Annotated in this window: 23 protein-coding genes and 3 pseudogenes; 7 read left to right on the top strand and 19 right to left on the bottom strand. The window is 69.2% G+C overall.

From position 1 onward, the window contains the following. Nucleotides 1-35: 35 nt before the first annotated feature. A complete protein-coding gene (locus RUTHE_RS01495; protein WP_021096459.1) occupies nucleotides 36-782 on the bottom strand; it encodes a FadR/GntR family transcriptional regulator in 747 nt (248 codons plus the stop codon). 144 nt (nucleotides 783-926) lie between these two features. Here RUTHE_RS01495 and RUTHE_RS01490 point away from each other — a divergent pair, with 144 nt between their 5' ends. Beyond that, nucleotides 927-1,724, top strand: a complete 798-nt coding sequence (locus tag RUTHE_RS01490) for an NAD-dependent epimerase/dehydratase family protein (protein ID WP_021096458.1) — start codon at nucleotides 927-929, stop codon at nucleotides 1,722-1,724. A gap of 129 nt (nucleotides 1,725-1,853) precedes the next feature. Here the strand turns inward: RUTHE_RS01490 and RUTHE_RS01485 are convergent, their stop codons facing one another. Both RUTHE_RS01485 and RUTHE_RS01480 read right to left on the bottom strand, forming a co-directional pair. Continuing rightward, complete coding sequence (locus RUTHE_RS01485) at nucleotides 1,854-3,455, bottom strand: ABC transporter substrate-binding protein (RefSeq protein ID WP_021096457.1); 1,602 nt, start codon at nucleotides 3,453-3,455, stop codon at nucleotides 1,854-1,856. 71 nt (nucleotides 3,456-3,526) lie between these two features. Further along, nucleotides 3,527-4,234 carry a GDSL-type esterase/lipase family protein gene (locus RUTHE_RS01480; RefSeq protein WP_245542177.1) on the bottom strand — a complete coding sequence of 236 codons (708 nt, stop codon included), beginning with the start codon at nucleotides 4,232-4,234 and terminating at the stop codon, nucleotides 3,527-3,529. Between the two features lie 463 nt (nucleotides 4,235-4,697). On the opposite strand from RUTHE_RS01480, the gene RUTHE_RS01475 reads away from it, so the two are divergent. After that, nucleotides 4,698-4,898 (top strand): hypothetical protein, encoded by a 201-nt coding sequence (locus RUTHE_RS01475; RefSeq protein ID WP_021096455.1) that lies wholly within the window; start codon nucleotides 4,698-4,700, stop codon nucleotides 4,896-4,898. 236 nt (nucleotides 4,899-5,134) lie between these two features. Here the strand turns inward: RUTHE_RS01475 and RUTHE_RS01470 are convergent, their stop codons facing one another. The 4 genes and pseudogenes from RUTHE_RS01470 to RUTHE_RS01455 form a co-directional block, all read right to left on the bottom strand. After that, nucleotides 5,135-5,986, bottom strand: coding sequence for an ATP-binding protein (locus RUTHE_RS01470; protein WP_040645106.1), 852 nt, complete (start codon nucleotides 5,984-5,986; stop codon nucleotides 5,135-5,137). A gap of 23 nt (nucleotides 5,987-6,009) precedes the next feature. Next, nucleotides 6,010-6,918: a twin-arginine translocase subunit TatC gene (tatC, locus tag RUTHE_RS01465; protein ID WP_021096453.1), complete on the bottom strand. Its 909-nt coding sequence runs from the start codon at nucleotides 6,916-6,918 to the stop codon at nucleotides 6,010-6,012. Then, entirely contained in the window at nucleotides 6,915-7,466 is a 552-nt protein-coding gene (tatB, locus tag RUTHE_RS01460; RefSeq protein ID WP_021096452.1) for a Sec-independent protein translocase protein TatB, read from the bottom strand. The genes tatC and tatB overlap by 4 nt, the downstream gene beginning before the upstream one ends. 127 nt (nucleotides 7,467-7,593) lie before the next feature. After that, nucleotides 7,594-7,785 (bottom strand): annotated as a pseudogene (locus RUTHE_RS01455) (twin-arginine translocase TatA/TatE family subunit); the annotation flags it as partial. Between the two features lie 122 nt (nucleotides 7,786-7,907). Between RUTHE_RS01455 and RUTHE_RS01450 the strand changes: the two are divergent. Beyond that, nucleotides 7,908-8,582 (top strand): helix-turn-helix transcriptional regulator, encoded by a 675-nt coding sequence (locus tag RUTHE_RS01450; RefSeq protein ID WP_040645102.1) that lies wholly within the window; start codon nucleotides 7,908-7,910, stop codon nucleotides 8,580-8,582. Here RUTHE_RS01450 and RUTHE_RS01445 read toward each other — a convergent pair. Continuing rightward, complete coding sequence (locus RUTHE_RS01445) at nucleotides 8,564-9,709, bottom strand: ABC transporter ATP-binding protein (protein ID WP_144079609.1); 1,146 nt, start codon at nucleotides 9,707-9,709, stop codon at nucleotides 8,564-8,566. The genes RUTHE_RS01450 and RUTHE_RS01445 overlap by 19 nt on opposite strands. A 37-nt stretch (nucleotides 9,710-9,746) precedes the next feature. After that, a complete protein-coding gene (locus RUTHE_RS01440; protein WP_021096448.1) occupies nucleotides 9,747-10,526 on the bottom strand; it encodes an SDR family oxidoreductase in 780 nt (259 codons plus the stop codon). A gap of 86 nt (nucleotides 10,527-10,612) precedes the next feature. Here RUTHE_RS01440 and RUTHE_RS01435 point away from each other — a divergent pair, with 86 nt between their 5' ends. Both RUTHE_RS01435 and RUTHE_RS01430 read left to right on the top strand, forming a co-directional pair. Beyond that, nucleotides 10,613-11,632: a Hint domain-containing protein gene (locus RUTHE_RS01435; protein ID WP_021096447.1), complete on the top strand. Its 1,020-nt coding sequence runs from the start codon at nucleotides 10,613-10,615 to the stop codon at nucleotides 11,630-11,632. Between the two features lie 86 nt (nucleotides 11,633-11,718). Then, complete coding sequence (locus tag RUTHE_RS01430) at nucleotides 11,719-13,329, top strand: peptide chain release factor 3 (RefSeq protein WP_040644921.1); 1,611 nt, start codon at nucleotides 11,719-11,721, stop codon at nucleotides 13,327-13,329. Nucleotides 13,330-13,362: 33 nt separating this feature from the next. Here RUTHE_RS01430 and RUTHE_RS01425 read toward each other — a convergent pair whose 3' ends face one another. Further along, nucleotides 13,363-14,925, bottom strand: a complete 1,563-nt coding sequence (locus RUTHE_RS01425) for a trimethylamine methyltransferase family protein (protein ID WP_021096445.1) — start codon at nucleotides 14,923-14,925, stop codon at nucleotides 13,363-13,365. A gap of 136 nt (nucleotides 14,926-15,061) precedes the next feature. Then, on the bottom strand, nucleotides 15,062-15,955 hold the full coding sequence (locus RUTHE_RS01420; protein ID WP_021096444.1) for a LysR substrate-binding domain-containing protein: 894 nt from the start codon (nucleotides 15,953-15,955) through the stop codon (nucleotides 15,062-15,064). A 183-nt stretch (nucleotides 15,956-16,138) separates the two neighbouring features. Between RUTHE_RS01420 and RUTHE_RS16915 the strand changes: the two are divergent. Then, nucleotides 16,139-17,703: pseudogene (locus tag RUTHE_RS16915) on the top strand (trimethylamine methyltransferase family protein). After that, entirely contained in the window at nucleotides 17,700-17,876 is a 177-nt protein-coding gene (locus RUTHE_RS16910; protein WP_021096442.1) for an SDR family oxidoreductase, read from the top strand. Before RUTHE_RS16915 ends, RUTHE_RS16910 begins: the two are co-directional and overlap by 4 nt. Before the next feature lie 36 nt (nucleotides 17,877-17,912). Here the strand turns inward: RUTHE_RS16910 and RUTHE_RS01410 are convergent, their stop codons facing one another. From RUTHE_RS01410 to RUTHE_RS01380, 8 genes and pseudogenes are all read right to left on the bottom strand, one after another. Beyond that, nucleotides 17,913-18,839 carry a proline racemase family protein gene (locus RUTHE_RS01410; RefSeq protein WP_021096441.1) on the bottom strand — a complete coding sequence of 309 codons (927 nt, stop codon included), beginning with the start codon at nucleotides 18,837-18,839 and terminating at the stop codon, nucleotides 17,913-17,915. Between the two features lie 212 nt (nucleotides 18,840-19,051). Then, nucleotides 19,052-20,392: an NAD(P)/FAD-dependent oxidoreductase gene (locus tag RUTHE_RS01405; protein WP_021096440.1), complete on the bottom strand. Its 1,341-nt coding sequence runs from the start codon at nucleotides 20,390-20,392 to the stop codon at nucleotides 19,052-19,054. Then, nucleotides 20,389-21,147, bottom strand: a complete 759-nt coding sequence (locus RUTHE_RS01400) for an NAD(P)-binding domain-containing protein (RefSeq protein WP_021096439.1) — start codon at nucleotides 21,145-21,147, stop codon at nucleotides 20,389-20,391. Before RUTHE_RS01400 ends, RUTHE_RS01405 begins: the two co-directional genes overlap by 4 nt. Next, entirely contained in the window at nucleotides 21,147-22,640 is a 1,494-nt protein-coding gene (locus RUTHE_RS01395; RefSeq protein WP_021096438.1) for an aldehyde dehydrogenase, read from the bottom strand. Before RUTHE_RS01395 ends, RUTHE_RS01400 begins: the two co-directional genes overlap by 1 nt. Further along, nucleotides 22,637-23,548: a dihydrodipicolinate synthase family protein gene (locus tag RUTHE_RS01390; RefSeq protein ID WP_021096437.1), complete on the bottom strand. Its 912-nt coding sequence runs from the start codon at nucleotides 23,546-23,548 to the stop codon at nucleotides 22,637-22,639. Before RUTHE_RS01390 ends, RUTHE_RS01395 begins: the two co-directional genes overlap by 4 nt. Beyond that, nucleotides 23,545-23,943, bottom strand: coding sequence for an FCD domain-containing protein (locus tag RUTHE_RS18130; protein WP_021096436.1), 399 nt, complete (start codon nucleotides 23,941-23,943; stop codon nucleotides 23,545-23,547). Before RUTHE_RS18130 ends, RUTHE_RS01390 begins: the two co-directional genes overlap by 4 nt. A gap of 166 nt (nucleotides 23,944-24,109) precedes the next feature. Further along, a pseudogene (locus RUTHE_RS18125) lies at nucleotides 24,110-24,259 on the bottom strand (GntR family transcriptional regulator); the annotation flags it as partial. A gap of 65 nt (nucleotides 24,260-24,324) precedes the next feature. After that, on the bottom strand, nucleotides 24,325-25,458 hold the full coding sequence (locus RUTHE_RS01380) for an extracellular solute-binding protein (RefSeq protein ID WP_021096435.1): 1,134 nt from the start codon (nucleotides 25,456-25,458) through the stop codon (nucleotides 24,325-24,327). Between the last annotated feature and the right edge of the window lie 84 nt (nucleotides 25,459-25,542).

The following is a 25,542-nucleotide window of genomic DNA, read 5'->3' as shown; positions in this document are numbered from 1 at the left end:
TAGCCCAGTTGCATGATAGATGTCAACAACACGTATTATGTGTTGTCGGGCATCCGCCGCTGCAGGGCCCGATAGCGGGCCTGGCTGCTGCGCAGGTGATGGCGCATCGCCTCGCGCGCGGCCTCGGCATCGCCATTGGCGATCGCCTCGACGATCTGGCCGTGTTCGGCATGGATCCGGGCGATATAGGCCTCCGAGTCGCTGGCCGCCCCGTCCTGCAGCGCCAGACGCGGGATGATGGCCGGCCCCATCATGGTCAGGAATTCCACGAAGCGGGGGTTGTTGGTCGCCTCGGCGATCGCCAGATGCAGGGCAAAATCCGCCTCGGCGGTGGGCCGGCCCGCCCGCAGCGCCTCGATCACGGCGTGATGGCGGCGCAAAAGGGTTTCCTCCTGCGCCGGAGAGCGGCGCAGGGCGGCCAGGGCGGCGGCTTCGGCCTCGACGGCGGTCCGCAGCTCCAGCACCTCGATGACCGAGGAAATCCGGGCGACATCAATCCCCTGGAACGGCGCTGGCGCGGCCGGCGGAGGGGGCAGGACGAAGACGCCGGCCCCCTGCCGGGCCTCCACCAGCCCATCGGCCCGCAGCGCAGCGATCGCCTCGCGCACTACGGTGCGACTGACGCCATGGGCCGCGGTCAGGCCGGCCTCGCTCGGCAGCCTGTCGCCGGGGCGGAACTCCCCCGCCTCGATGGCGCGGCGCAGCTCGGCGGCGAGTTGCACGACAAGATTGCCGGCTTTGCGGTTCGGCCGTTGCGGGCTGGCGCGGGTCAACTCGGTCATCCCTGGCTCGTCGTTCCCATTTCTATCCCGCCCGCATGACAGCAAGTCAAGACCGCCGCGCCCCCAGACTCGACATGGGATGACATCTCCCATAATTTGTATGATGTATTGCCCATCACCCCATTGGACCGCAGGAAGGACGATATGGAACGATTGCTGATCACGGGCGCAGCCGGCAATCTGGGCAGGGTGATGCGCAGGCGCCTGGCCTCGCGCGCAAGGGTCCTGCGCCTGTCGGACATCGCCGATCTGGGGCCCGCCGCCCCGCATGAGGAGCTGATGCCCTGCGATCTGGCGGACGAGGCGGCCGTCCATCGCCTGGTGGCCGGCTGCGATGCCATCCTCCATCTCGGTGGCATCTCGGTCGAGGATCGCTTCGAGCGGATCCTGCAGGCGAATATCCGCGGCGTCTACAACCTCTACGAGGCCGCACGCGCCCATGGCCAGCCGCGCATCATCTTTGCCAGCTCCAATCACACAGTGGGCTTCTATCCGCAGGATCAGCGTCTCGATGCCACCGTCCCCTTCCGGCCGGATGGTCTCTACGGCGTCTCCAAATGCTTCGGAGAGGCCCTCGCCCGCCTCTATTTCGAGAAGTTCGGGCAGGAAACGGCGCTGGTGCGGATCGGATCCTGCTTCGAGGAACCGCGCGATCACCGGATGCTGTCGACATGGCTGTCCCATGACGACTTCGAATCCCTGATCGACTGCATCCTGCGCGTGCCGCGGCTCGGCTGTCCGGTGATCTGGGGCGTCTCGGCCAATGCCGCGGCCTGGTGGGACAACGGCGCGGTTGCCTATCTGGGCTGGACCCCCCGGGACAATGCCGAGCGCTTCCGCGACAGGATCGAGCAGAACATGCCGCGCCCTGCCCCCGACTCTCCGCTGGCGATCTTCCAGGGCGGCCGCTTCACCCAGGATCCCATCCACCGCGACGGATGACGGCCGGGGCGGGTGCTGCGCCCCGCCCCCTCTTCGGCGCCCCCTTCTGCGATCCGGAGCCCGGTCCAGGCCGGCGCGGGAATGGCGGTCCGGGGCGCGGCCTCTCCCGCGCCCCGCACCCCTGGCCCGTCACTCGCGATGCTTCTCGATCATCTGGAAGCGGGTATGCCAGGGATCGATGATCAGCCCCTCGACATCGTCCCGATAGGCCACCGACACCACCACCTGCGAGAAGATCATGAGCGAGGGGGCCAGCTCGTCATAGCGGATCTGGATCGCCTCATAGGCCTCGCGCTGCTCCTCGGGATCGAGGACGAGCAGGGCCTCGTCGATCATCCGGTTCAGCTCCTCGTCATGGAAGCTGGTCCGCCAGCCCTGGAAATTGGTCAGGGCGGCCTCGTCCGAATTGTCGGGATTGTAGACCAGGGCCCGCAGATTCGAATCCGGATGCGGGATGGTTCCGCCGCCGCCGCGCCCCACGATCAGCTCGAAGTTCCGCTCCCGCATCGCGCCATAGATCTGGTCGCCCGATCCGGTGATGATCTCGGCGCGGATCCCGGCCTGGGCCAGGGTCGCCTGCAGGGCGGTCGCGATATTGATGAAGGGCGGCTCGGCCAAAGCCCGCAGCGTGACATCGAACCCGTCGGGATAGCCGGCCTCGGCCAGCAGGGCGCGCGCCGTCTCGACATCCAGCCGGTAGCCCGGATCGGGCAGCGCTCCCATCACCCCCGCGGCAATCGGCCTCTGATGGGGCTGACCGAAATAGGGCATGACCGAGCGGTTCAGCCCCTCATAGTCGATCAGATGGGCCAGGGCGCGACGGACGAGGGGGTTGGCGAAGCGTTCGTCCTTCATCGACACGCCCAGATAGTAGAAGCCGGCGCTCGGCTCGCTGGCGACCACGACATCGGGATTCGCCTCCAGCCCCTGCAGATCGGCAGAGAGCAGGGAATAGCCGATGTCGATATCCCCGCGTTCGAGCTGAAGACGCTGGGTCTGCGATTCGGGCAGATGCCGCATCAGGACCCGGCGCATGGCCGGCGCCTCGCCCCAGTAATTGGGGTTCCGCTCGAGCAGGATGAGCTCGTTCGAGCGCCATTCCCGCACGACATAGGGGCCCGACCCTGCCGAGTTCAGCCGCAACCAGCCCTGCGCCAGATCGCCGTCCACCTCATGGCGGAGAGCCTCGACATGGTCGATCACGGCCCCCGTGCCCCCAACCGCCAGGACCATCATCACCAGGCGCGGGTCATCGGGCTTGGGCAGGTTCAGCCGGAAGGTGCGCTCGTCCAGCGCCACGAAGCTCTCGGCGGCAGTCTCGGCCGTGAATCCGCGCGTCTTGAGGAAGGAGGCCTGCGCCAGATTCATGCTCATCAGACGGGTGAGCGACCAGACCACATCCGCCGCCGTCACCGGATTGCCGGAGGCGAAATTCGCCTCGCGCAGATGGAAGGTGATGGAACGCCCGTCCTCGCTGATCTCCCAGCTTTCGGCGAGGCCGGGAATGATCCGGCTCCGGTCATGAGGATCGATCTGGACCAGCGTCTCGTAGACCGCGTTCATCACCTGCGCCCCCTCGCGGCTGACGATGTCAGCGGGGTCCAGGGTCAGCACATTGGCCAGCGATGTCGCCACGACAAGCTGATCCGGCGGGGTTTCGGCCAGCGCGTCGGTCGAGACGACGCCAAGCCCCAGCATCGCCGCCGCGATGCCTGCGAGAAATCTGTTCATCTGTCCTCCCTGAACGCACGGGCCGGGCGCGCCCCGGCACAGGGAACGGATTACAGATCATATGTTGTCTGTCAATTATAATATATGCTGGGCGAAGATTGCCGTATCACCAGGGATCCCCAGCTGCCGGGAGGCGATCCGGCCGCTCCTCCCCAAGCCCCAGGATCCGCGCGGCGACCGGCAGCACCGCCCGACCCAGGGCCGTGGTCTGTTCCCCGTCCAGATGGACGCCGTCCAGCGGCGACGCCCGGCAATGCGCGCCTGCATCCAGGAAGAAGGCGCCGCACTCCTCCGCCAGATGCCGATACAGGGGCGCAAGCTGCCGGCTTTCCTCGATCCGGCGCTGACCGGCCGGGACGCCATCCGGCCCGCACAACAGGGGGCGGCGCGATCACCAGCACCGCCGGACGCCGCGGACCCTTGAAGGGAAAGCACCGGACAATCTCCACCAGGCGGCGCATCCCCGCCGCCGCCCCGCTGGCCAGACCGCAGACATGGGGCTTCAGGTCATTGGTCCCCAGCATCAGCACAACCAGATCGAGGGGCTGATGGCTGGCCAGAAGTCCCGGCAGGCAGCGCGCCGCATTGCGGTCGGCAGGGCCGGCATGATCGTCGAAACAGGTCGTGCGGCCGCCCAGGCCGTCGGCCGTCACCAGCGCCCGACCGGCCAGGCCCTCTGCCAGCACCACCGGCCAGCGCTGTCCGGGCGGGTGGCGCAGCCCCGACGCCGGATCATGGCCCCAGGTCAGACTGTCGCCGACGATCAGGATTTCCTTCATCTCCGCCTCCATGTGCGCTTCCGGGGCCGCAAACATGTCATACATGCACCGAGCAGAAGCGCCACCCCGCCAGCGCCCCCGGCCCCCCGGCGGGACGGGCGGGCCGTTCGCGCCGAAGGCGGGCACGAACCCGGACGCTCCGTGATGGACCGGGGGCAGGAGGCAGCCATGGCGGCCTGCACCGGGGGCCCTACAGCGCGATCAACGGGGGGCCGCAGAGCCTTCACCAGCTCCGCGCCGGCACGAACCCGCTGGTGGAGGAGCCCGACGGCCCGCTTCGGAACGCGGCTCTGCCGCAGCCTCCGACCGTCCGGCGCGGGCTTGCCACGATGGGCGCGGTCTGCTCTCAAGACATTGATATGTCGTATTTATCAGAGATGGTTCCGGGCCAGGGGGCGGTGTTTTCGCTCGTCATCAGACCATGAAGATGGTAGAATGGAATGCCAGGAAGAGGAGGCTTGCCGTGGAAACTGTCCCGCCCAAGGAGAAGAAGGCCGCGACGCGTCTGACGATCGAACCGGTCGGCCAGATGCCGGAGAACCGCTTCCTCGACAACGCGGCAGGGCTGATCATCGACCACAGCGAAGCCGAGGGCGAATTCTTCGATCTCAGCGTCAGCAGCGAGGATGAGGAGACCCCCGCCGAGGACACGGACCGGGCCTGACGGCAGGGGGGGGAAGCTGCGCATGATCCCGTTCGGCCTGCGCCGCCTTCCCCCCGCCCCATCCCGCCGCGCCGGATCGCCACGCCAACTGGTCCCGCCGCAGGACGTCGGAGGACATCGCACGCCGGCGCGCACGCTCGAACCGATCATACTATTTCCTGCGGGAACGGGGACCGCCCGGAGGAGGGAGGGTTTGCGCCGCTGTCAGGGCCGCAATCCCGGGACGGACAGCCCGGTCACCCCGACCCCGGCCGGGACAGGGGCACCCCCCGCCGCCCCGCCAGATCGGTCACATATTGCCAGGCCACGCGCCCCGATCGGGCACCCCGCGTCGCCTGCCATTCGATGGCCTCGGCGCGCAGCGTCTCGTCGTCGATGGCCAGGCCGTAGGCATCGCAGTAGCCGCGGATCATGCCCAGGAAATCCTCCTGGGAGCAGGGATGGAAGCCCAGCCACAGGCCGAACCGGTCCGAGAGCGAGACCTTCTCCTCGACCGCCTCGGAGGGGCTGATGGCCGTAGAGCGCTCGTTCTCGATCATGTCGCGGGGCATCAGATGGCGCCGGTTGGAGGTGGCATAGAGAACCACATTGTCGGGCCGCCCCTCGATCCCGCCGTCCAGCACCGCCTTGAGCGACTTGTAATGCGCATCATCCTGCGAAAAGGACAGATCGTCGCAGAAGAGGATGAAGCGGCCCGGCGCCTCGCGCAGCAGGGCCAGGCAGCGGCCGATCGAGGGAAGATCCTCCCGGCTCACCTCCACAAGGCCGAGCCCCGGCACCTCGGCCGCCACGGCGGCATGGACAGCCTTGACGAGCGAGGATTTCCCCATGCCGCGCGCGCCCCAGAGCAGGGCATTGTTGGCCGGAAAGCCGCGGGCAAAGGCACGGGTATTGGCCAGCAGGACATCCCGCGCCCTGTCCACCCCGCGCAGGAGCGACAGATCCACCCGGGACACCTGTCTGACGGGCACCAGGCGATCCGGGTCGGTGTGCCAGACATGGGCGGGGGCCGTGAAGTCGGGCGGCGGGGGCGGAGGCGGGGCAATCCGTTCGAGCGCCTCGGCAATGCGCCGCAGAGCGTCTGTCATCCCGGTGCCGGCTGCTTCGAAGCTCATGCCTTGCCTCCCGAGGCGAGATTGTCCTCTGCCTCGTCGAAAAGGGATTCGTTCTCGCCCAGAAGGCCCTCGGCCCGCAGCCGCGCCTCGCGCGCCTTCTCGCTGCGGCGGATCAGCAGGATCGAGACCTCATAAAGCGGATAGACCGCGGCAAAGAGGATGATCTGGCTCATCATGTCGGGCGGGGTCGCGAGGGCGGCCAGAACCAGGATGCCGACGATGGCGTATTTGCGCATCCGCCCCAGCCCGCGCGAGGTGATGAGGCCCGCCCGCCCCATGAGGGTCAGCAGCACGGGAAGCTGGAAGCACAGACCGAAGGCGACGATGAAGCTCATCGTCAGGTTCAGATAGGACCGGGCCGAGCCCTGGAAGACCATCGCCGCCGAGGCGGCGCCTGCGGCCGCCTCCCCCCCCTCGCCGGCCAGCGTGCCCGGATCCTGGAAGGTCAGGAAGAAGCTGAAGGCCATCGGGGTGACGATGTAATACGCGAAGGCCGCGCCGAGGAAGAACATCAGGGGCGAAGCCAGCAGGAAGGGGAGGAAGGCCTGCTTCTCGTTGCGGTAGAGGCCGGGGGCGACGAAGCGCCACATCTGGTAGGAGATGACGGGAAAGGACAGGGCGAACCCCGCCATGACCGAAATCGAGAAGGCGAGGAAGAAGCCTTCCTGGAGGCTGATGAAGATGAGCTGGCAGTTCTGTCCCCGCGCGTTCAGCGCATCGCAGAGCGGGCGCGTCAGGAAGCCGTAGATCGGCTCCCAGACGAAGAAGCACAGGAAGATCGCGACAACGAAGGCCAGCATGGACCAGATGATGCGGGTCCTCAGCTCGGCCAGATGTTCGATGAGAGGGGCCGAGGAGGCTTCGACCTCGTCCACCGGATCGGGCGTCTTGGGTCTGGCTGTCATGCCGTCTCATCCGTGCGGGTGGGAGGGGCCTCGCGCGCGGCAGCCTCGCGCGCGGCGGCGGCGCGGCGTTCGAACTCGGCGGCGCGGCGCTCGGCCTCGGCGGCGCGACGTTCGGCCTCGGCGGCGCGGCGCTCGGCGGCAGCGGCCAGCGCCTCGGCGCGCTGCCTTTCGCGTTCGGCCGAAAGGGCCTGAGTCGCCGGACCGGCGGCTCCCGGAGCAGGGGTCGGGGAAGGCGATGTCAGGGGTGTGCCGGCCGGCGGGATGGTCGAGGCGGACGGGGAGCGGGACGGACCCAGCGCCGTTTCGCGCAGCCGGTCCGTGGCATAGCTCAGGGGCCGGGTCGCGGCGCGGATGGTCCGGTCGATCTCGCGCATGCCCGATTCGTCCGCGGCCGCCTCCATCGCGCGGGTGAATTCGCGCGCCATGCCGCGCGCCTTGCCCACCGCCTGCCCCAGCGAGCGGAACAGGTTGGGCAGATCCTTCGGTCCGACGACGATCAGCGCCACGACGCCGATCAGGATCATCTCGGACCAGCCGAGGTCGAACATGGCCTGCCTCCCGACCCTGCGGGCGTCAGCCCTGGCTGCGGGTCGTGTCCGCGGGAACCGTCGGGGCGGCCTGGTTCCCCTGGGCGCCGTGCAGCGTGGTGCCGGACTGTGCCGTGACCTGCGGCACCGGGGTCACGTCCTGGGCCGGGGCGGCGTGGCCCTCCTCGATCTCGCGGCGGCCATCTTCCATCCCTTTGCGGAAGGCGGTGATGCCCTTGCCGACCTCGCCCATCATGGATGCGATCTTCCCGCGCCCGAACAGGACGAGCACGACGACCGCGATCAGCAGAAGGCCGGGAAGGCCGATGTTGTTGAGCATGACGGATCTCCCATCGCGTGGCTCGCCCTCTCTAGCGCAGGGACGCCTCGGGCGGAACCTTGCAAAGGGCGATTCGGGTCGCATTTTGTGACAGGAACCTGTCAGTTGACCCTCCGATGGCGATCTCCCGCACCGACCGTCTCTTTGCCCTGTCGCGGATCCTGCGCGATGGCCGCCTGCACCGGGCCGAGGATCTGGCCCGGCGTCTGGGCGTGTCGCGGCGGCAGATCTATCGCGACCTCGATACGCTGATCGCCTCCGGGGTGCCGATCGCGGGAGAGAGGGGCCTGGGCTACATGGCGACAGCCGAGGTCACGTTGCCGCCGCTGAACCTGACGCTGGAGGAGCTGGAGGCGCTCCAGCTCGGGCTGGCGGTCGTCGCCGAGGCGGGCGATGACGGGCTCAGGGCCGCGGCCCGCTCGCTTGGCGACAAGCTCGACGCGGTGCTGCCCGAGGGCCGACCCCCGCCCGCCGCTGCCCCGATGGGCCTTGCCATCGGGGCCTTTGCCGATGCGGCCCGCGGTTTCCGCCACATGCCGACGATCCGGGCGGCGATCCGCGCGCGCCAGAAGCTCCGCCTCGTGATCCCCCCCGACCCCGAAGCGCCGCAGCGCGTGGTGCGTCCGCTGCGGCTCGACTACTGGGGGCGGGTCTGGACCGTGACGGTCTGGTGCGAGACGACCGGAGGTTTTGCCGATCTGCGCATGGATCTGATCGAGGACGTCGTCCCCCTGCCCCATCTCTTTGCCGACGAGCCGGGGCGCCGTCTGTCCGACCGTCACGCCGCGCGCGACTGATTCTGCGGGTCTTGCGGGCGGGCCGCCTGCCCGCGCGGGAAGACAAAGCAGCGGTCGCGTCGGAACATCACCCACAGCGGCGTGCCGGGCCGGGGCAGGAAGACGGACGGCACCGCCGCCTTGAGCAGCGAGCCGTCATGCTCCATGCGCAGTTCCACCAGACTGACGGCCCCGATGAAGCGCGCCCGCTCCACGATGCCGCGTGCCGCATCGCCATGGCTGGCCGTCGGAAGGGGGCCGCGCCCGGCCCGGTCGAAATCGATGGCCAGATGCTGGGGCCGGATGGCGATGTCCACCTCGGTGCCGTCGGGCACACCCGGTGCCAGGAAGGGGCCGAAGGGCGTCTGCGTCAGGGCCCCCTGCACCCGACCGCGGATGACATTGAGATCGCTGAAGAAGGCGGCGGCCTGCAGATCGACGGGATTGTTGTAGATCGTGTAGGGGGCGCCGCGCTGGACGATGCGGCCCTCGCGCATCAGCAGGATCTCGTCGGCCATGCGCATCGCCTCGGCGGGGTCATGCGTGACCAGAAGCACCGCCGTGCCTTCGGCCTTGAGAACCGCGAGCGTCTCGTCCCGGATATCGTCGCGCAGGCGGTCATCGAGACCCGAGAAGGGCTCGTCCATCAGCAGGATGCGCGGACGGGGCGCAAGGGCCCGCGCCAGCGCCACCCGCTGCTGTTCGCCCCCGGAGAGCTGATGGGGATAGGCGGCGGCATGATGGGTCATGCCGACCCGGTCCAGAAGATCGCGCACGCGCGCCGCCGTGCCGGGATCGCGCCGGGGCAGGCCGAAGGCCACATTGTCCGCCACCGTGAGATGGGGAAACAGGGCAAAGTCCTGAAACATCAGGCCGATGCCCCGCCTTTCGGGCGGCACGCGCGCAGCGCCGTCCACGACGGGCTGGCCATCCACATGGATCCTGCCGGCATCCGGCCAGTCCACCCCGGCGATCAGGCGCAGCGTCGTGGACTTGCCGCAGCCCGAGGGACCGAGAAGACAGCTCACCTGCCCGGCCTCGATGGCCATCGACACGCCGTCCACGACCGCCCGCCCGTCGAACCGCCGCGTCAGCCCCTCGATCGCCAGACGTGGCGCCACGCCATCCCCCATTCCCGACGGAAACATTCGGACATCTAGGGGATCGGACGGACGGGGACAAGCGTCACAGCGTGCGCGCCACTGCGCCGCCATCGACCAGGATGTTCTGTCCGACGATATAGCCGGCCTGTTCGGAACACAGGAAGGCGCAGACCGCCCCGAAGGCGGCCGGATCGCCATAGCGGCCTGCGGGAATGCGTGCCAGAGCGCGGGCGCGGACGGCCTCGGGTGTCAGCCCTTCGCGTTCGGCGGCATCCTGATCGAGCCGGCGGATGCGGTCGGTCTCGTGACTGCCCGGCAGCAGGTTGTTGATCGTCACGCCCTGCCCTGCCACCTCGCGCGCGGTGTTGGCGACCCAGCCGGTCAGCCCCATGCGCGCTGCCGTCGAGAGGCCGAGCGCCCGCGTGGGGGCGACCACCGCCGAGGAGGTGATGTTGACCACCCGCCCCCAGCCGCGCGCGATCATGCCCGGCAGATGGTCGCGCATCAGCGCGATGGGGGCCAGCATGCTGGCCTCCAGGGCGCGCTGCAGCGCTTCGGGGCCGAAATCCTCCCAGCGACCGGGCGGCGGGCCGCCCGCATTGGTCACCAGGATATCGAGCTCGCCCGCGGCCTCGCGCAAGGCGGCGCGGCCCGCGTCGGTGGTCACATCGGCGATGACGGCCGTCACGGCCACGCCATGGCGGGCACGGATCGCGGCGGCCGTCTCCTCCAGGGGTTCGCGCCCCCGGGCTGCGATCACGAGATCCACCCCTTCGGCGGCCAACGCCTCGGCACAGCCCCGACCCAGACCGCGCGAGGCCCCCGTCACCATGGCCCGACGTCCCCTGATCCCCAGATCCATGCTGTCTCCCCTGCGTTGACCCCTGCGCTGCATGAACCTAGCCTTGCCGGCACTGCAACCCCCGGCTGTCTGTTCCGTCCGATCCGATGACCGATTTCCACCCGCTCCGCCCTGCGTCGGCCCCCGGGGGCCCTGCGGCGATCCAGAGCCTTCGTGTCGTGCCGGCAGCGGCCTTTGTCGTCACGCTGGGCGCGGCCCGCGGCGACGGGCTGGGGATCGCCGATGATCTCGTTCTCGACGACATCTATCAGCTCTCCCCCGAGGCGCCGCATCTCGATCTTGTCGCGGCGATCGCGCCGGACGGCCGGATCGCCATCGCCGATGGCTCGCCCACCGGGCAACCGGGCCACAGGCTGCACCTGGACTGCTGCCTGACCCTGGCCGAACCGGATGGCCATCTGATCGAGATGCTGGTCCTTGTCGAAGTCGAGGACGATGCCGTGGCCGAGATCTACGGGCTGCCGCTGGCTCCGCTCATGCCCAAGCGGGACTATCGCCTCGTGGGGATCGACCGCCACGCCGCGACCCGGCGGCTGGCCCAGGCGGCCAGCGCCTCCTTTGTCCGGGGCACGCGCATCACCATGGCATCGGGCGAACAGGTGCCGGTCGAGGCGCTGCGCGTGGGCGACCGTGTCCTGACGCGTGACGACGGGCCCCAGCCGATCCGCTGGATCGGCTGCTGCACGCTGCGCGCCATCGGTGCCTTTGCCCCGGTGGTGATCCGCAAGGGCGTTCTGCACAATGCCCATGACCTCGTGCTGGCCCCGGATCACCGCATCTTCGTCTGGCAGCGGCAGGACTGGCTCGGCACCGGCCGGGCCGAGGTGCTGGTCAAGGTGCGCCATCTGGTGAACGGCGACACCGTCTATGTGCGCGAAGGCGGCCATGTCGACTATTTCCAGATCGTGTTCGACGACCATCAGATCATCTTCGCCGAAGGCATCGCCGCCGAATCGGTGATCGTGGATTCGCTCACGCGCGCCGCCCTGCCGGAAAACACTCCTCCCCACGCACCCCGCCGCCATCTGCGCTACGAAGTCACCGAAAGCCTTCTGCCCAGAGCCGAGGCTGTCGAGCTGCTGCGCCGGGCTTCCGCGGCGCGATAGGCCATCTTGGGGCTGCGGCCCCGTGCCGGGCCGGCCCTCTGCTGCGTTTCCCTGCCATGCGGTTGCCCCGGACCCGGCCGCCCCTTATGTGGGCCGCCATGTCGAACCGTGCCCCCCTGCCGCCCGAGATCGCCCGCCGCCGGACCTTTGCGATCATCTCGCATCCGGATGCGGGCAAGACCACGCTGACCGAGAAGTTCCTGCTGTTCGGCGGAGCGATCCAGATGGCCGGGCAGGTGCGCGCCAAGGGCGAGGCCCGGCGCACGCGATCGGACTTTCTCCAGATGGAGAAGGAGCGCGGCATCTCCGTCTCCGCCTCGGCGATGTCCTTCGACTATCGCGACTGGCGCTTCAACCTCGTCGATACGCCGGGCCACTCCGACTTCTCCGAGGACACCTATCGCACGCTGACGGCCGTGGATGCCGCCGTCATGGTGATCGACGGCGCCAAGGGGGTGGAAAGCCAGACGCGCAAGCTCTTCGAGGTCTGCCGCCTGCGCGACCTGCCGATCCTGACCTTCTGCAACAAGATGGACCGCGAAAGCCGGGATACCTTCGAGATCATCTCGGAGATCCAGGAGACACTGGCCATCGATGTCACGCCGGCCTCATGGCCGATCGGGATGGGGCGCGATTTCATCGGCGCCTATGATCTCCTGCATGACCGGCTGGAGCTGATGGACCGCGCCGACCGCAACCGCCTGGCCGAAAGCGTCAAGATCGACGGCCTGGACGACCCCCGCATCGCGGAACATGTGCCGCCCGAGCTGCTCGCCCGCCTGCGCGAGGAGGTGGAGATGGCGCGCGGCCTGCTGCCCCCCTTCGACCGGCAGGCGGTGCTCGAAGGGCATCTCACCCCCATCTGGTTCGGCTCCGCGATCAACAGCTTCGGCGTGCGCGAGCTGATGGACGGTATCGGCGCCTATGGTCCCGAGCCCCAGCCCCAGCGGGCCGAGCCGCGCCAGATCGCCCCGGAGGAGGAAACCGTCACCGGCTTCGTCTTCAAGGTGCAGGCGAACATGGACCCCAAGCACCGCGACCGCGTGGCCTTTGTCCGCCTCGCCTCGGGCCATTTCGAGCGGGGAATGAAGCTGTATCATGTCCGCGCAGGCAAGCCCATCACGGTCTCCGCCCCCGTGCTGTTCCTCGCCGCCGATCGCGAGCTGGCCGAGGAGGCCTGGGCCGGCGACATCATCGGCATCCCGAATCACGGGCAGTTGCGCATCGGCGACACCCTGACCGAGGGCGAGGCCCTGCGCGTCACCGGCATCCCCTCCTTCGCGCCCGAGCTGCTCCAGGCCGTCCGCCCCGGCGACCCCATGAAGGCCAAGCATCTGGAAAAGGCCCTGATGCAGTTCGCCGAGGAAGGCGCGGCCAAGGTGTTCAAGCCGCTGATCGGCTCGGGGCATATCGTCGGGGTGGTGGGCGCCCTCCAGTTCGACGTGCTGGCCAGCCGGATCGAGCTGGAATACGGCCTGCCCGTCCGCTTCGAGGGGACGCAGTTCACCTCTGCCCGCTGGGTCCAGGGCCCGCGCGAGGCGGTGGACGAACTGATCGCGAAGAACAAGGCGCATATCGCCCATGACAATGACGGCGATGTGGTGTTCCTGACTCGCCTGCAATGGGACATCGACCGCGTCCAGCGCGACTTTCCGGCCCTGCGTCTGAGCGCGACCAAGGAGATGATGACCGCCTGACCGCACGGGGGCCGGGCGCCGCCCGGGGCGATGTCAGTACCACATGTCCTCCATCGAGGCCTTCCGTCGGGCCACGAAATCGGCCAGCGCCTCGGACAGGCCCGCATCGATGGGGGGCGGCTCGAAGTCGCGCAGGCGGCGCTTCCAGATCGCATGGGCCCGCCTCGCGGCGTCGAGGGCGCCGCCCGCCTCCCATTTCTCGAACGGGTCGTTGTCGGCGGTCTCGCTGTCCCAGAAGGCCGACTGATAATGGGCCAGGGTGTGGCTGCAGCCGAAGAAATGGTTGCCCGGTCCGACCTCGGCAAAGGCCTCCACCGCCAGATGGCTGTCGTCCACCGTCACGCCGGCCAGATAGGCATGAAGCGCTCCGCACAGATCGGCATCGAGCACGAACTTCTCGTAGGACATCGACAGCAGCCCGTCGAGGAAGCCCGCGGCATGCAGGATGTAGTTGGCGCCGCAATGGATGGCGGCCAGCATGGACATGGTCCCTTCCGTCATCGCCTGCGCATCGGGAAGCTTGGATGTCGTGAAGTTGCCCGAACAGCGCAGCGGCAGGCGCAGACGGCGGCAGAGCTGCCCGACCACGAGCGACCCCACGGCCGGTTCCGGCGTGCCGAAGGTCGGCGCGCCCGAACGCAGCGCCATCGAGGACAGGAAATTGCCGAAGACCACGGGGGCGCCGGGCCGTTCGAGCTGGGCCAGGGCGCAGCCTGCCATCGTCTCGGCCAGGGACTGGGCGATGGCGCCGGCGGTGGTCACCGGCCCCATGGCGCCGCCCAGGATGAAGGGCACGACGATCACCCCCTGATTGGCGCGGGCATAGGCGCGCAGGGATCGCGTCAGCGTGCCGTCCCAGACGAGGGGCGAGTTGACATTGACATTGCCCATGATGACGCAGTTCGCTTCCACGAAGTCGTGGCCGAAGACGATCCGCGCCATCTCGATGCTGTCCTCGGCCCGGCTTTCGGCCGTCACGGAACCGAGGAAGGGCCGGTCCGACAGCGTCAGATGCGCCAGCACCATGTCGAGATGGCGCTTGTTCACGGGGATGTCGGTCGGTTCGCAGATCGTGCCGCCGGAATGGTGGAACCAGGGATAGGATTGCGCCAGGCGGACGAAGTTGCGGAAATCCTCCAGCGTGCCGAAGCGGCGCCCCCGGTCGAGATCCATCACGAAGGGCGAGCCGTAGGCCGGAGCGAAGACGACATTGTCCCCCCCGATGCGCACGGAATTGGCCGGGTTCCGGGCATGCTGGACGAATTCGGCCGGCGCGCTCGACAGGATCTCGCGCAGCAGGCCGGGGGGAAAGCGCACCCGTACCCCGTCCACCACGGCCCCGGCGCGCCGCCAGTGCTCCAGCGCGGGCGGATCGTCGCGGAACTCGATCCCGGTTTCCCACAGGATCCGGTCGGCGGCGGCCTCGATCCGGCAGAGATTGTCCTCGGACAGGATGTCATAGGGTGGGATGCCCCGGCGGATCCAGGGGGCGCGGGCCACGGGGCGCGGGCCGCTGCGTTCGGCCCGGCGTCCCTCGCGCCCGCCGCTGCGCCCCGCCGGCATCGCGGCGGCGATCGTCCCTGCATGCTGTGCCATGGTCTGTCTCTCCTCCCCGGTTCCCGGCCTGTCCTCCGCTCAGGATAACCGTCATCCCCGGCGGCGTGACGGCCCCAAAGCAGTCACCGATCCATACGCCTGAGTCATGGATCGGAGCGGATGGAAGGGACCGCGGTCAGGGATCGCGCGCGAACTCCTCCTGCAGCCAGTCGCAGAAGGCTTGTGCCCCCGGACCGGGACGGCGGAGCGCGGGGACGAGGACATGATAGCGCTCCACCGGAACCGCCGAAGCATGGCCGACACGCACAAGGCGCCCCTCCCGCAGGGCCTGTGCGATCAGCCTGCGCCAGCCGAGGACAACGCCCTCTCCGTTGATCGCGGCTTGCACGGCATCGATGTAATGGTTGAAGCGCAGGAAGGGCGCCGGGATCGCCTGCCCGTCCGCCCCGGCCAGCCGGGCCCATCTTTCCCAGGACAGCCAGGACGGGTCCGGCCATTCGAGCCCGATCGCCGGAAGCGCCGCTGCCGGATCCCTCTCCAGCAGGGCGGGGCTGGCCACCGGGAACACCTCGTCCGCCATGCTGGCCAGGATCGTGCCGTCCGCAAAGGGAGGGCAGCCATAGCGCACGACGGCATCGATGCGATCCTGCCGCAGGTCGAAGGCGGCATCCTCCGAGATCAGGCGCAGGCGCACCCCCGGATGTCGCGCCCGGAACAGGGGCAGGCGCGGCACCAGCCAGAAATGGGCAAAGGCCAGCGTCGTGGCGACGACGACCATGTCCCTGGCCGGGACGGGGCGGATCGCCTCGACGGTTTCGGTCAGGCGGCCAAAGATCTCGGTCAGCGTTGCGGCCAGATGCCGGCCGGCGGGGGTCGGCTCCACCCGCCGATGGGCCCGAAGGAAGAGGCGCAGGCCCAACTCTTCCTCGAGCCGCCGCACCTGCCGGCTGACCGCGGCCTGCGTGATCCCCATCTCGGCGGCGGCGCGCGTGAAACTGCCGAGCCGTGCCGCCGCCTCGAAAGTCACGAACAGCGCAAGCGGGGGCAGGTTGCGACGGATCCCGGTCATGATGGCGGTCCTTCGGTCGGGTCATCGCGATCCGATCATCGCCCCCTGTTCGGGACAAGACCGTCCCCGCCACGGCAGAGTCGCTTCCTGTCGCAGGCGGTTCGTCCCGGGGCCTGCCCCCGGCGGGCCGCTGCGGCTGGATGACGAGGCCCGTTCTTCCCCCTTCGATGCCAGGAGGATCCGATGTCAGCAGAGTCCGCCCCGGTCGGCATCCGCAATGTCCGCAGCGGCGGCCGGACCGGTCGTCGTGCCGCCCGCAGCGCGCCCGACCTCGGCATGTTGCCCGCGCTGCGCCGTGCCCTGCCCCATTGCGAACCGATGACACCCGAACAGGTCGAACGGATCGACGCGGCCTCGATGGCGATCCTCGAGGATGTGGGCGTCGTCTTCCGCGACCCCGTCGCGCTGGAGGACTGGCGCGCGCCGGGGCCGATGTGCGGGGCGAGCGCGTGCACCTCGACCGTGGCCTCGTGCGCGAGCTCATCGCCTCGATCCCCTCGGGCTGGACCTACCGGGCGCGGAACCCGGCGAAGAACCTGCCCTTCGGCGGCAGGCATTCGATCTTCGTGCCGATGACCGGCGCGCCCTTCCTGCGCGATCTCGACGACGTGCGCCGCTGGCCGACGCTCGCCGACCTGCACATGTTCCACAAGCTCGCCCACATGTCGCCGGCGCTGCATTCCACCGCGCATCACATCGTGGAGCCGATGGACATCAAGGTCAGCCACCGGCACCTCCACATCACATGGTCGTCGATCAAGCATTCCGACAAGACCTTCATGGGCATGACGACCTCAGGCAGGAACGCCGAGGACGTGATGGCCATGTGCGAGATCCTGTTCGGCGCCGAAGTGATGGAGGAAACGCCCGTCGTCACCGGCAACTGCAACGGCAACTCGCCGCTGGTCTGGGACGAAACCATGCTCTCGGCCATGCGCGCCTTCTGCCGGCGCCGCCAGCCCGTCCTCTGCTCGCCCTTCGTCCTTGGCGGCGCGAACACGCCTGCTTCCGTGGCGCCGTCGGTGGCGCAGCTCAATGCCGAGGCGCTGTCGGCGCTGGCCTATACCCAGGTCGTGCGCAGGGGCTGCCCCGCGATCTACGGCCATTACCTCTCGACGGTGAACATGAAGTCGGGCGCGCCGATGGCGGGGACGCCCGAGATCAGCCTGATGAACTTCATGATCGGCCAGATGGCGCGGTTCTACGGCGTGCCCTGGCGCAGCTCGAACCTGCTCGGCGGGGCCAAGACCTTCGACGCCCAGGCGGGCTACGAGTCCGCCATGACGATGAACGCCGTGCTGCATGCGGGCTGCAACTACATCTGGCATTCGGCAGGCTGGAACGAGGCGGGGATGCACTGCTCGGTGGCCAAGTTCGTCGTCGATGCCGAGGTCTGCGCCATGGGTTACCGCATGGCCGAGGGCATCCGCTGGGACGACTTCGAGGCCGGCATGCAGGCGGTGCGCGATGTCGGCCCCGGCGGCCACTACCTCGGCCACCCGCACACGCTGGAGAATTTCGAGCGCGCCTTCTTCATGCCGCGCCTCTTCGACAACAACTCGATCGAGCAGTGGCAGGCCGAAGGCGCGCAGGAGATCACCGCCCGCGCGCTGGCCCATGCCCGCCAGCTTCTGGCCGATTACGAGGAACCGCCGCTCGATCCCGGCATCGCCGAGGCGCTGCAGGATTTCATCGCCCGACGGACGCGCGAGATCCCGGCGGTGGATGCGCTGAACACGGAGCATTGAGATGGGACGGTTCGAAGGGAGAACCGCGCTGGTCACCGGCGCGGCGCACGGGAGATCCCCCGGATGTCGCCGCGCTGGTGGCCTGGCTCGCCTCCGGGGAGGCGGGCTTCGTCTCCGGCCAGACCTTCGCCGTGGACGGCGGGCGCATGGTGAAGCTGAGCCTGCCGCCATGACAGCCCCTGCCGCGGGGGCGCAGCGGCGCGCCCCGGTCAGGCCCAGATGTCGCCCAGCCGGTAGCCCTCGGGCAGGGGGTCTTCGGGGTCGAGCACCAGCGTGCTGAAGCCGGAAATCCAGGCCCGGCCCGAGATCGTGGGCACCACGGCGACCCGGTCGCCGATCCGGGTCTCCTCGACCAGCCGCCCGGTATAGACGGTGCCGAGGATGCCCTGATGGCGGAAGTCGCGGCCAAGGGGCAGCTCGCCCTTCGCGTGCAGGACCGCCATCTTCGCGCAGGTCCCCGTCCCGCAGGGGCAGCGGTCGATGGCGCCGGTCCAGGTGGCGGGGTCGTCCCAGTCCAGGGGACCGGTCGCCATGGTGACGGCGTTCTTCCAGTCGGCGCCGGGATCGTCAGAGGGGCCGGAGAGCTGCGAGATGGTGATCCCGACGCCCGGATAATCGGGATGCGCGACGGGAAGCTGCTCGATGGCGGCCTGCCGGATCATCGCCGAGATGCGCGCGATCTCTCGCCCGTGTTCGGGGATCAGTTGCAGACCCCTGAACTGGCGCACATCGGCGATGACGTAGAACATCCCGCCCCAGCCGACATCGACGGTGACCTTGCCCAGATGAGGCACGTCGATCACGGCATCGAGATGGGCGGCGAAGGCGGGCACATTGCGGAAGGTGACGGCCCTGACCTTGCCGCCCGCGCAGTCGGCGCGGACACGGATGAGACCTGCGGGGGCCTCGAGCGTGAGCTCGGTCACGGGTTCCTGCATCGGGATGATCCCGGTCTCCAGCAGCACGGTGACGACGGCGATGGTGTTGCCGCCCGACATCATCGGATATTCGACCTGCTCCATGATGATGTAGCCCGCCTGCGCCTCGGGGTGGGAGGGTGGCACCAGGAGGTTGCAGCAATGCGCCGGATAGCCGCGCGGCTCGCGCAGGGACGAGCTTGCGCAGGCCGTCGTCATGGGCCTCGAGCCAGCGCATCTTGTCCTGCACCGACGCGCCGGGGATGTGGCCCACGCCGCCGGTGATGACCCGCATCGGGATGCCGGAATGGGTCTCGACGGCGGTGATCATGCGTCTGAAGGTCATCCTGCGCTCCTTTCTCGGTTCCCCCGGCCGCCCATCCCCCTCCCCGACGGGGGGGGAGGGCGGCGCCCGGCGGCCATGTCGCTTGCTAGTCCCGGCGCGCGCGCCATTCCCTGAACCGCAGGAAGGCATTGGCGCCCAGACTGGCGAAGGGTTCGGGCGGCAGGCGGGCGGGCTCCGCCTCGGCGGCGAAGTGCCGCGTCACGTCGGATTCCTGCCCCATCGCCAGCTCCGCCGCGGCGATGCCGGTGAGGGTCGAGCGCGTGGTGCCGAGCCCGTTGCAGACGGCGGCGGCGAAGAGGCCCGGCTCCAGTTCCCGCGCGATGGAGACAGCGTTGCGCGTCAGGCAGAGATGCCCGGCCCAGCTGTATTCCTGCCGCACGCCGGCAAGCTGGGGGAAGCGGTCGGCGAACTTGGCGCGATGGACGGCGGCGACGCGGGCCAGGGCGGCCTGGGACGGCTCCATCCCCGGCAGGAAGCTGGCGCAGCTGCGGGTGACGATGCGGTGGCCGCCAAGGGGCGTGTCGATCCGGCGCATGGTGGTGCCCATCGGATCCGAGGGCGTGATGCCCCAGCGCGGCCGCCCGCCCAGCACCTTCAGCGCCTCGGGGGGAAGCTCTACCGTCATCGAGGCGTAGAGGAACACATGCATCAGCCGCCCGCGGGCGAAGCCGAAGCTTTCGAGATGGCCGTTGTTGGCCAGGATCACCTGACCCGCACTGACGGAACCGCGCGGCGTGGTCAGGGTCCAGCCGCCGCCCTGGCGGGCGAAGGCGGTGACGGGGGTCTGTTCCCAGATGCCGACGCCCGCCTTGCGCAGCCCCTCGCCGAGGCCCCGGATGTAGCCTGCCGGTTGCAGCATCACCGTGCCCGGCGTGTAGAGGCCCGACAGGTAATGGCGGCTGCCGGTCAGCTCGAACATCGCCTGCGCATCCAGCCGCTCCCAGGGCTCGCCGAGCGCGGTCAGGTGCTCGGCATAGCTGCGGTTCAGCGCATCCGCCGCCTCGGAGGCCGCGCCGTTCACCTTGCCGGCGGGGTCGAAGTAATCGGCCCTGATGCCGTAGTCCTGCACCGCCTCGCGGGCGAAAGCGATGGCATGGCGGTTCAGCGCGATCATTGCGCGGTCGTCGCCGTGGCCGGCATAGTCGTCCGAGGTCAGCTCGTGCGGCAGGTCGATCATGAAGCCCGAGTTGCGGCCCGAGGCGCCCTCGGCCAGGCGCCCGGCCTCCAGCACGGCGACCCTTGCCGTCGGGTCGATCTGGCGCAGGCGGCGCGCGGCGGAGAGCCCCGCAAAGCCGCCGCCGACGATGGCGACATCGACGGTCTGGTCTCCGGGCAAGGCCACGGGGGCGGGCTGGCCGGGCAGGATCGCCGACCAGGCGGCGGGGCCGCGGAAGACGGGCATGCGGCGCACGCGGCGAGGGGTCATGCGCCGCCCTCCGGGAGGCCGAGCCGATCGCGGAACCCGTCGAGGCCCCGGCGCAGATCGTCCCGCGCCCCGCGCATGGCCGCACGCAGCGTGGCGTTGAGGCCGCCTTCGGTGGACAACCCGGCCAGGGCGGCGGCCATGTCCCCGCCTTGCGCCCGCTGGGGCAGATAGGCGCGGATCATGGCGGCGACATGGGCCTCGGCGGCGCGCGGATCGCCGGTGAAGCCGGCCAGCCAGTCGGCCGCCGCAAGAAGCTGATCGAGGATCGGCGCGCAGATCGCCGAAACGCCCAGATGCGCGGCCAGCGCCGCCTCGGAGGGTTGCGGCAGGACGGGATTGCGCGCCCCGTAGAGGGTCTCGAGCACCGGAGAGGCGGGATAGACCGGCAGCGGGCATCCGCCCTGCGCGATGGGGGGCAGCGGGATGGCGATGGCGATGTCGGCCGCCGGGGCGCAGACGGCGCGCAGCCTTGCCAGGGGCGCGTCCACCATGACCGAGATCACCTTGTGATCCGCACGGAAGGGCAGGCCCGGCAGCACCTCCCACGCCACGCGGGCGAGGAGGCAGAGGAACACCACCTCCGACCCGGCCACCACCTCTTCGTTCGGGGCGATGCGGACGCCCGGCATCTCGGCGGCCAGGATGCGGGCCATCTCGGCGTTGCGGGGCGAGACCCGGATGTCATGCCCCTGCCCCTTGAGCCCGCGCAGCATCGCGGCGGCGATCTCTCCGGTGCCGAGGAACCCGAGGCGCATCAGTCCACCGCCTCGGGCGCGTCATCGGCGAGGTCCACCCAGATCGTTTTGATCCGGGTATACTGGTCATGGGCCTCGCGTCCCTTGTCGCGCCCGCCGAATCCGCTGGCCCTGAAGCCGCCGAAGGGCGTGGTCGCATCGCCCTCGCCATAGCTGTTCACCGTCACCGTGCCCGCCCGGATCGCCCGCGCCCCGCGCAGGGCGCGCTTGACGTTGCCGGTGAAGAGACTGGCGGCAAGGCCGTATTCGGTGGCGTTGGCCAGCGCGATGGCCTCGTCGAAGCTCTCCACCGCCAGGACCGACAGGACCGGGCCGAAGATCTCGTCCCGCGCCTGCCGGCTGTCGCGCGCAACCTCGAGGATCGTGGGTTCGACAAACCCCTTCTCGGCCCTGCCGCCGAGGATGACCTTCGCGCCCGTCTCCAGATAGCTGCACACCTTGTCGAAATGCGCCTTCGACACCAGCGCGCCGACCCGGTTCACCGGGTCGAGCGGGTCGCCCACCGGCCATTCGCGGGCATGGGCCAGGATGCGTTGCAGAAGGGCGTCCTTCACCCCCTTCTGCACGATCAGGCGCGAGGAGGCCGAGCAGTTCTGGCCTGCGTTCCAGAAGGCGCCATTGACGATGTGCGCCGCAACGCGGTCGAGATTCTCGGCATCGTCCAGCACCACGGCGGGGTTCTTGCCGCCCATCTCGAGCGTGACCTCCTTGAGGTTCGACTCGGCGGCATAGCGCAGGAAGCGGCGGCCGGTCTCGGTCGAGCCGGTGAAGGAGACCGCGTCGATGTCCATGTGCCGCCCGATCGGCTCGCCCACTTCGGGCCCGGTGCCCGGAAGGACGTTGAGGACACCCGGCGGAAGGCCCGCCTCATGCGCGAGTTCGGCCAGGCGCAGCGCGGTCAGCGGGGTTTCCTCGGCGGGCTTGACGATGACCGAACAGCCCGCGGCCAGCGCCGGGCCGATCTTCCAGGCCAGCATCAGCAGCGGGAAGTTCCAGGGCAGGACCAGGCCCACCACACCCACCGGCTCGCGGACGATCAGGGCGATATGGTCGTCCGAGGCCGGGGCGACGTGGTCGTAGAGCTTGTCGATGAGTTCCGCATGCCAGATCAGGCAGTGGATCGTCTCGGGCAGGTCCACGGTCTCGCAGTCGTGGATCGTCTTGCCGGAATCGAGGCTTTCCAGCACCGCGAGTTCGCGGGCATTGCGCTTCACCAGCTTCGCCAATCGGATGAGCGTTTCCTTCCGCTCCCGCGGGGGCAGGCGCGACCAGCGGCCGTCCTCGAAGGCGTCGCGGGCCTTGGCGACGGCCAGGTCCACGTCCTCGGTCCCGCAGGCGGCGACCTGGGCCAGCACCTCGCCGGTGGCGGGGTTCACGGTGTCGAAGGTGCGGCCCGAGATCGCCGGGCGGAAACGGCCGTCGATGAAGGCGGTGGTCGGGAAGGTGAGCGAGGCGGCGATGGCCTTGTATTCGTCATGGGTCAGCAGGGTCATCGGCCGTGCTCCGCCTCGATCCGTGCGATGGTGGTCCTCAGGACGCGCACGACCTGTTCCAGCTCGCGCTTCTCGTCCTTGTTCAGGGGTTTGAGCGGCGGGCGCGGCGGGCCGGCATATCGGCCCATCATCTCGCAGCCGTGCTTGATGCACTGGATGAACTTGCCGCCCTGTTCCAGCACCCGCATCAGCGGCATCAGGGCCGACATGATCCGGCGGCCCTTGGCGAAATCGCCCTCGACGGCGCAGGCCTTCCACAGCGCGATGTGCTCGGCCGGCAGGATGTTCGACCCGCCACAGACCCACGACCGCGCGCCCCAGGCGAAGAATTCCAGCGCCTGGTCGTCCATGCCGCAGGACATCTGGATATGCGGGTAGTCGCGGGCCAGAAGATGGAGGCGGTTGATGTCGCCCGAGCTTTCCTTGATGGCGCAGAAGTTGCGGGACCGGCCCACGCGATCCAGGAATTCCTCGCCCATGGTCACGCCCATGCGGCCGGGGTAGTTATACAGCATGATCGGCAGGCCGCAGGCGCGGTCGATGGCCAGCGCGTTCAGGGCGTTCTCGCGTTCGGTCGGCACTGCATAGGGCGGGCTGCCCACGAGGATCGCATCGGCCCCGATGCGGGCGGCATGTTCGGCCATGGCGATCGAGTCCTCGAGCCTGATCGCCACGGTGCCGACCATCAGCGGCACGCGCCCCTGCGTGACCTCGCGGGCGAGGCTCGCCATCGCGCGGCGCTCCTCCATCGACTGGGCATAGTATTCGCCCGTGGACCCGCCGCTGATGATCCCGTGGACACCCTGCGCGATCAGGTATTCCATCTGCGCGACAAGGGCGTCGCGGTCGATCGCGCCGTCCTCGCGATGGGGCGTGATGACGGGGGTCCAGATGCCGTCGAATCTCATGCCATGGCCCTCGGCGCGGGGGTGGCGCCCAGCGGAATCTCGAGGCTCGCGGGCATGACGAAGCTTTCGAGGGCGCTGCGCGACAGCTCCCAATGGGCCAGGGCCAGGGCGGCGGCCCCGTCGGCATCGCCGGCCTCGATCAGGGCGATGAACCGGTCGTGCTGGTCGGCGGCCTCCTCGCGCTGGGCCGCCAGCATGCGATTGTGCGGATCGTAGAAGGTCATCCCGATCCGGGTATGATCGATCAGCAGCCGCCGCAGCGACGGCATCAGATATTCGTTGTCGGCCATCTCTCCGATGATCGCGTGGAAGCGTTCGTTGAGCAGCGCCCGCTCCACCCTGTCGCCGTTCCGGATGGCAGCGCGGAACAGGGTCTGGGTATCCTTCAGGCGCATCAGCTGTGCCGGCGTCGCATGATGGGGCGGCCAGCCGGCTGACGGCGGCATAGATCATCGGCGCGGCGACAAAGAAGTTGCGCAGCGTCTTGTGCGACATGGGCGCCACCTGTGCGGGGCGGTTGTCGCGCAGAACGACATAACCCTCTCCCGCAAGCTGGCGCAGCACCTCGCGCAGCGGCGGACGGGAAAGGCCATAGGCCGCGGCCAGCTCCGTCTCGTCGAGAAGGCTGCCCGGCTCGATGTCGAGGATCAGGATGCGCCGGCGCAGATCGGCGGCGCAATGGGCCTTTCGGCTGGGGCTGGCATCGGCCATGTCGGTGTCCCTCGGGATGGAGGCGGGGCCGCCGGGGGCCCCGCCCGAGACGGTCATCCGGGGCCTTACCGGGCCAGCCAGGACTGGAACCGCGCGTCGAGCTCGTCGCGATGATCGGCCCACCAGCTGTAGTTGAACAGGAAGGACCGGCCGCCATTGTTGGCGGGGTTGCCCGGCGTGTGGGGGGCCATCTCGATGCCCAGCGTCTCATGCGTGCCCACCAGCGGAAGCGAAGACGCCCGCGTCGGCCCGTAGGAGATGTAGCGCGTCAGATTGGCCAGGCTCTGCGAGCCGGTGGCAAAGCGCAGGAAATGCAGCGCCCGGTTCAACCGGTCCTCGGGCAGGCCGTTGGGGATCACGAAGCCGTCGAGATCGAGCACCTCATAGTCCCAGAGCATGGCAACCGGCGCGCCCTGCTCCTCGATGAGCGAGAACAGGCGCCCGTTGTAGCCCGAACCGATCACGACCTCGCCATCGGCGAGGAGCTGGGGCGTCTCGGCCCCGGCGGTCCACCAGATCACGCTGTCGCGGATCGTGTCGAGCTTGGCCAGCGCGCGATCGACGCCCTCCGGCGTGGAGAGCACATCATAGACCTCCTCGGCAGGCACGCCGTCGCAGATCAGCGCCCATTCGAAATTGTTGATGGGATTGCGCTCGAGCGCACGCCGGCCGGGGAAGGCCTCGAGGTCGAAGATATCGCAGATGTCGTCGGGAACGGCGCCGTTCCATTCGGCCACATCGGTGCGATAGGCGAAGGTGGTGGAATAGGCATTGGTGGGCACAAAGCATTCGGAGACGGCATTGTCGCCGAAATCCTCGGCCGGCGGCGTGCCGTCGATGCCGGGATCGAGCATCTCGTCGTAATCGATCTCCATCACCAGCCCGTCATCGCACAGGCGGATGGCATCGGTGGCCAGCACATCCACCACATCGGCGGTGACATTGCCCGTCTCGCTCATGGCGCGCAGCTTGGCGACAGCCTGACCCGAGGATTCGTCCCAGGTGACGGTGACGCCGGTGGCGTCGATATAGGGCTGCACATAGGCAGCAAGCTGGGCGGCCTGATAGGCCCCGCCCCAGGACATGATCACCATGCTGCCGGCACAGTTTTCGCAGGGCGGCAGTTCCGCCTCCTGGGCAAAGAGGGGGCCCGCTGCAAGGGCCAGGGCGGCACCGGCCGCCAGGCGCGTCATGGTCATCGCATCTCTCCCTGTCCGATCTCGGCCGTGACCGGCCGGCGCCTTCCGGCGCCATTCATGACTTGGCACAAATCCTACAATAAG

The sequence above is a fragment of the Rubellimicrobium thermophilum DSM 16684 genome (assembly GCF_000442315.1).
GTDB lineage: Bacteria > Pseudomonadota > Alphaproteobacteria > Rhodobacterales > Rhodobacteraceae > Rubellimicrobium > Rubellimicrobium thermophilum.
Note: the sequence above shows the minus strand (reverse complement) of the source record. Positions and strands in the feature narration are given on the sequence as shown.

What these genes read in the sequence shown, in the direction of transcription:
- RUTHE_RS01420 (WP_021096444.1), bottom strand. Translation starts at nt 15,955, where the DNA reads ATGACCGGGATCCGTCGCAACCTGCCCCCGCTTGCGCTGTTCGTGACT.
- RUTHE_RS01445 (WP_144079609.1), bottom strand. Translation starts at nt 9,709, where the DNA reads ATGTTTCCGTCGGGAATGGGGGATGGCGTGGCGCCACGTCTGGCGATC.
- RUTHE_RS01435 (WP_021096447.1), top strand. Translation starts at nt 10,613, where the DNA reads ATGACCGATTTCCACCCGCTCCGCCCTGCGTCGGCCCCCGGGGGCCCT.
- RUTHE_RS01405 (WP_021096440.1), bottom strand. Translation starts at nt 20,392, where the DNA reads ATGACCCCTCGCCGCGTGCGCCGCATGCCCGTCTTCCGCGGCCCCGCC.
- RUTHE_RS01470 (WP_040645106.1), bottom strand. Translation starts at nt 5,986, where the DNA reads ATGACAGACGCTCTGCGGCGCATTGCCGAGGCGCTCGAACGGATTGCC.
- RUTHE_RS01390 (WP_021096437.1), bottom strand. Translation starts at nt 23,548, where the DNA reads ATGAGATTCGACGGCATCTGGACCCCCGTCATCACGCCCCATCGCGAG.
- RUTHE_RS01430 (WP_040644921.1), top strand. Translation starts at nt 11,719, where the DNA reads ATGTGGGCCGCCATGTCGAACCGTGCCCCCCTGCCGCCCGAGATCGCC.
- RUTHE_RS01395 (WP_021096438.1), bottom strand. Translation starts at nt 22,640, where the DNA reads ATGACCCTGCTGACCCATGACGAATACAAGGCCATCGCCGCCTCGCTC.
- RUTHE_RS01425 (WP_021096445.1), bottom strand. Translation starts at nt 14,925, where the DNA reads ATGGCACAGCATGCAGGGACGATCGCCGCCGCGATGCCGGCGGGGCGC.
- RUTHE_RS01410 (WP_021096441.1), bottom strand. Translation starts at nt 18,839, where the DNA reads ATGACGACGGCCTGCGCAAGCTCGTCCCTGCGCGAGCCGCGCGGCTAT.
- RUTHE_RS01380 (WP_021096435.1), bottom strand. Translation starts at nt 25,458, where the DNA reads ATGACCATGACGCGCCTGGCGGCCGGTGCCGCCCTGGCCCTTGCAGCG.
- RUTHE_RS01440 (WP_021096448.1), bottom strand. Translation starts at nt 10,526, where the DNA reads ATGGATCTGGGGATCAGGGGACGTCGGGCCATGGTGACGGGGGCCTCG.
- RUTHE_RS01400 (WP_021096439.1), bottom strand. Translation starts at nt 21,147, where the DNA reads ATGCGCCTCGGGTTCCTCGGCACCGGAGAGATCGCCGCCGCGATGCTG.
- tatB (WP_021096452.1), bottom strand. Translation starts at nt 7,466, where the DNA reads ATGTTCGACCTCGGCTGGTCCGAGATGATCCTGATCGGCGTCGTGGCG.
- RUTHE_RS01490 (WP_021096458.1), top strand. Translation starts at nt 927, where the DNA reads ATGGAACGATTGCTGATCACGGGCGCAGCCGGCAATCTGGGCAGGGTG.
- RUTHE_RS18130 (WP_021096436.1), bottom strand. Translation starts at nt 23,943, where the DNA reads ATGCGCCTGAAGGATACCCAGACCCTGTTCCGCGCTGCCATCCGGAAC.
- RUTHE_RS01485 (WP_021096457.1), bottom strand. Translation starts at nt 3,455, where the DNA reads ATGAACAGATTTCTCGCAGGCATCGCGGCGGCGATGCTGGGGCTTGGC.
- RUTHE_RS01480 (WP_245542177.1), bottom strand. Translation starts at nt 4,234, where the DNA reads ATGAAGGAAATCCTGATCGTCGGCGACAGTCTGACCTGGGGCCATGAT.
- RUTHE_RS01495 (WP_021096459.1), bottom strand. Translation starts at nt 782, where the DNA reads ATGACCGAGTTGACCCGCGCCAGCCCGCAACGGCCGAACCGCAAAGCC.
- tatC (WP_021096453.1), bottom strand. Translation starts at nt 6,918, where the DNA reads ATGACAGCCAGACCCAAGACGCCCGATCCGGTGGACGAGGTCGAAGCC.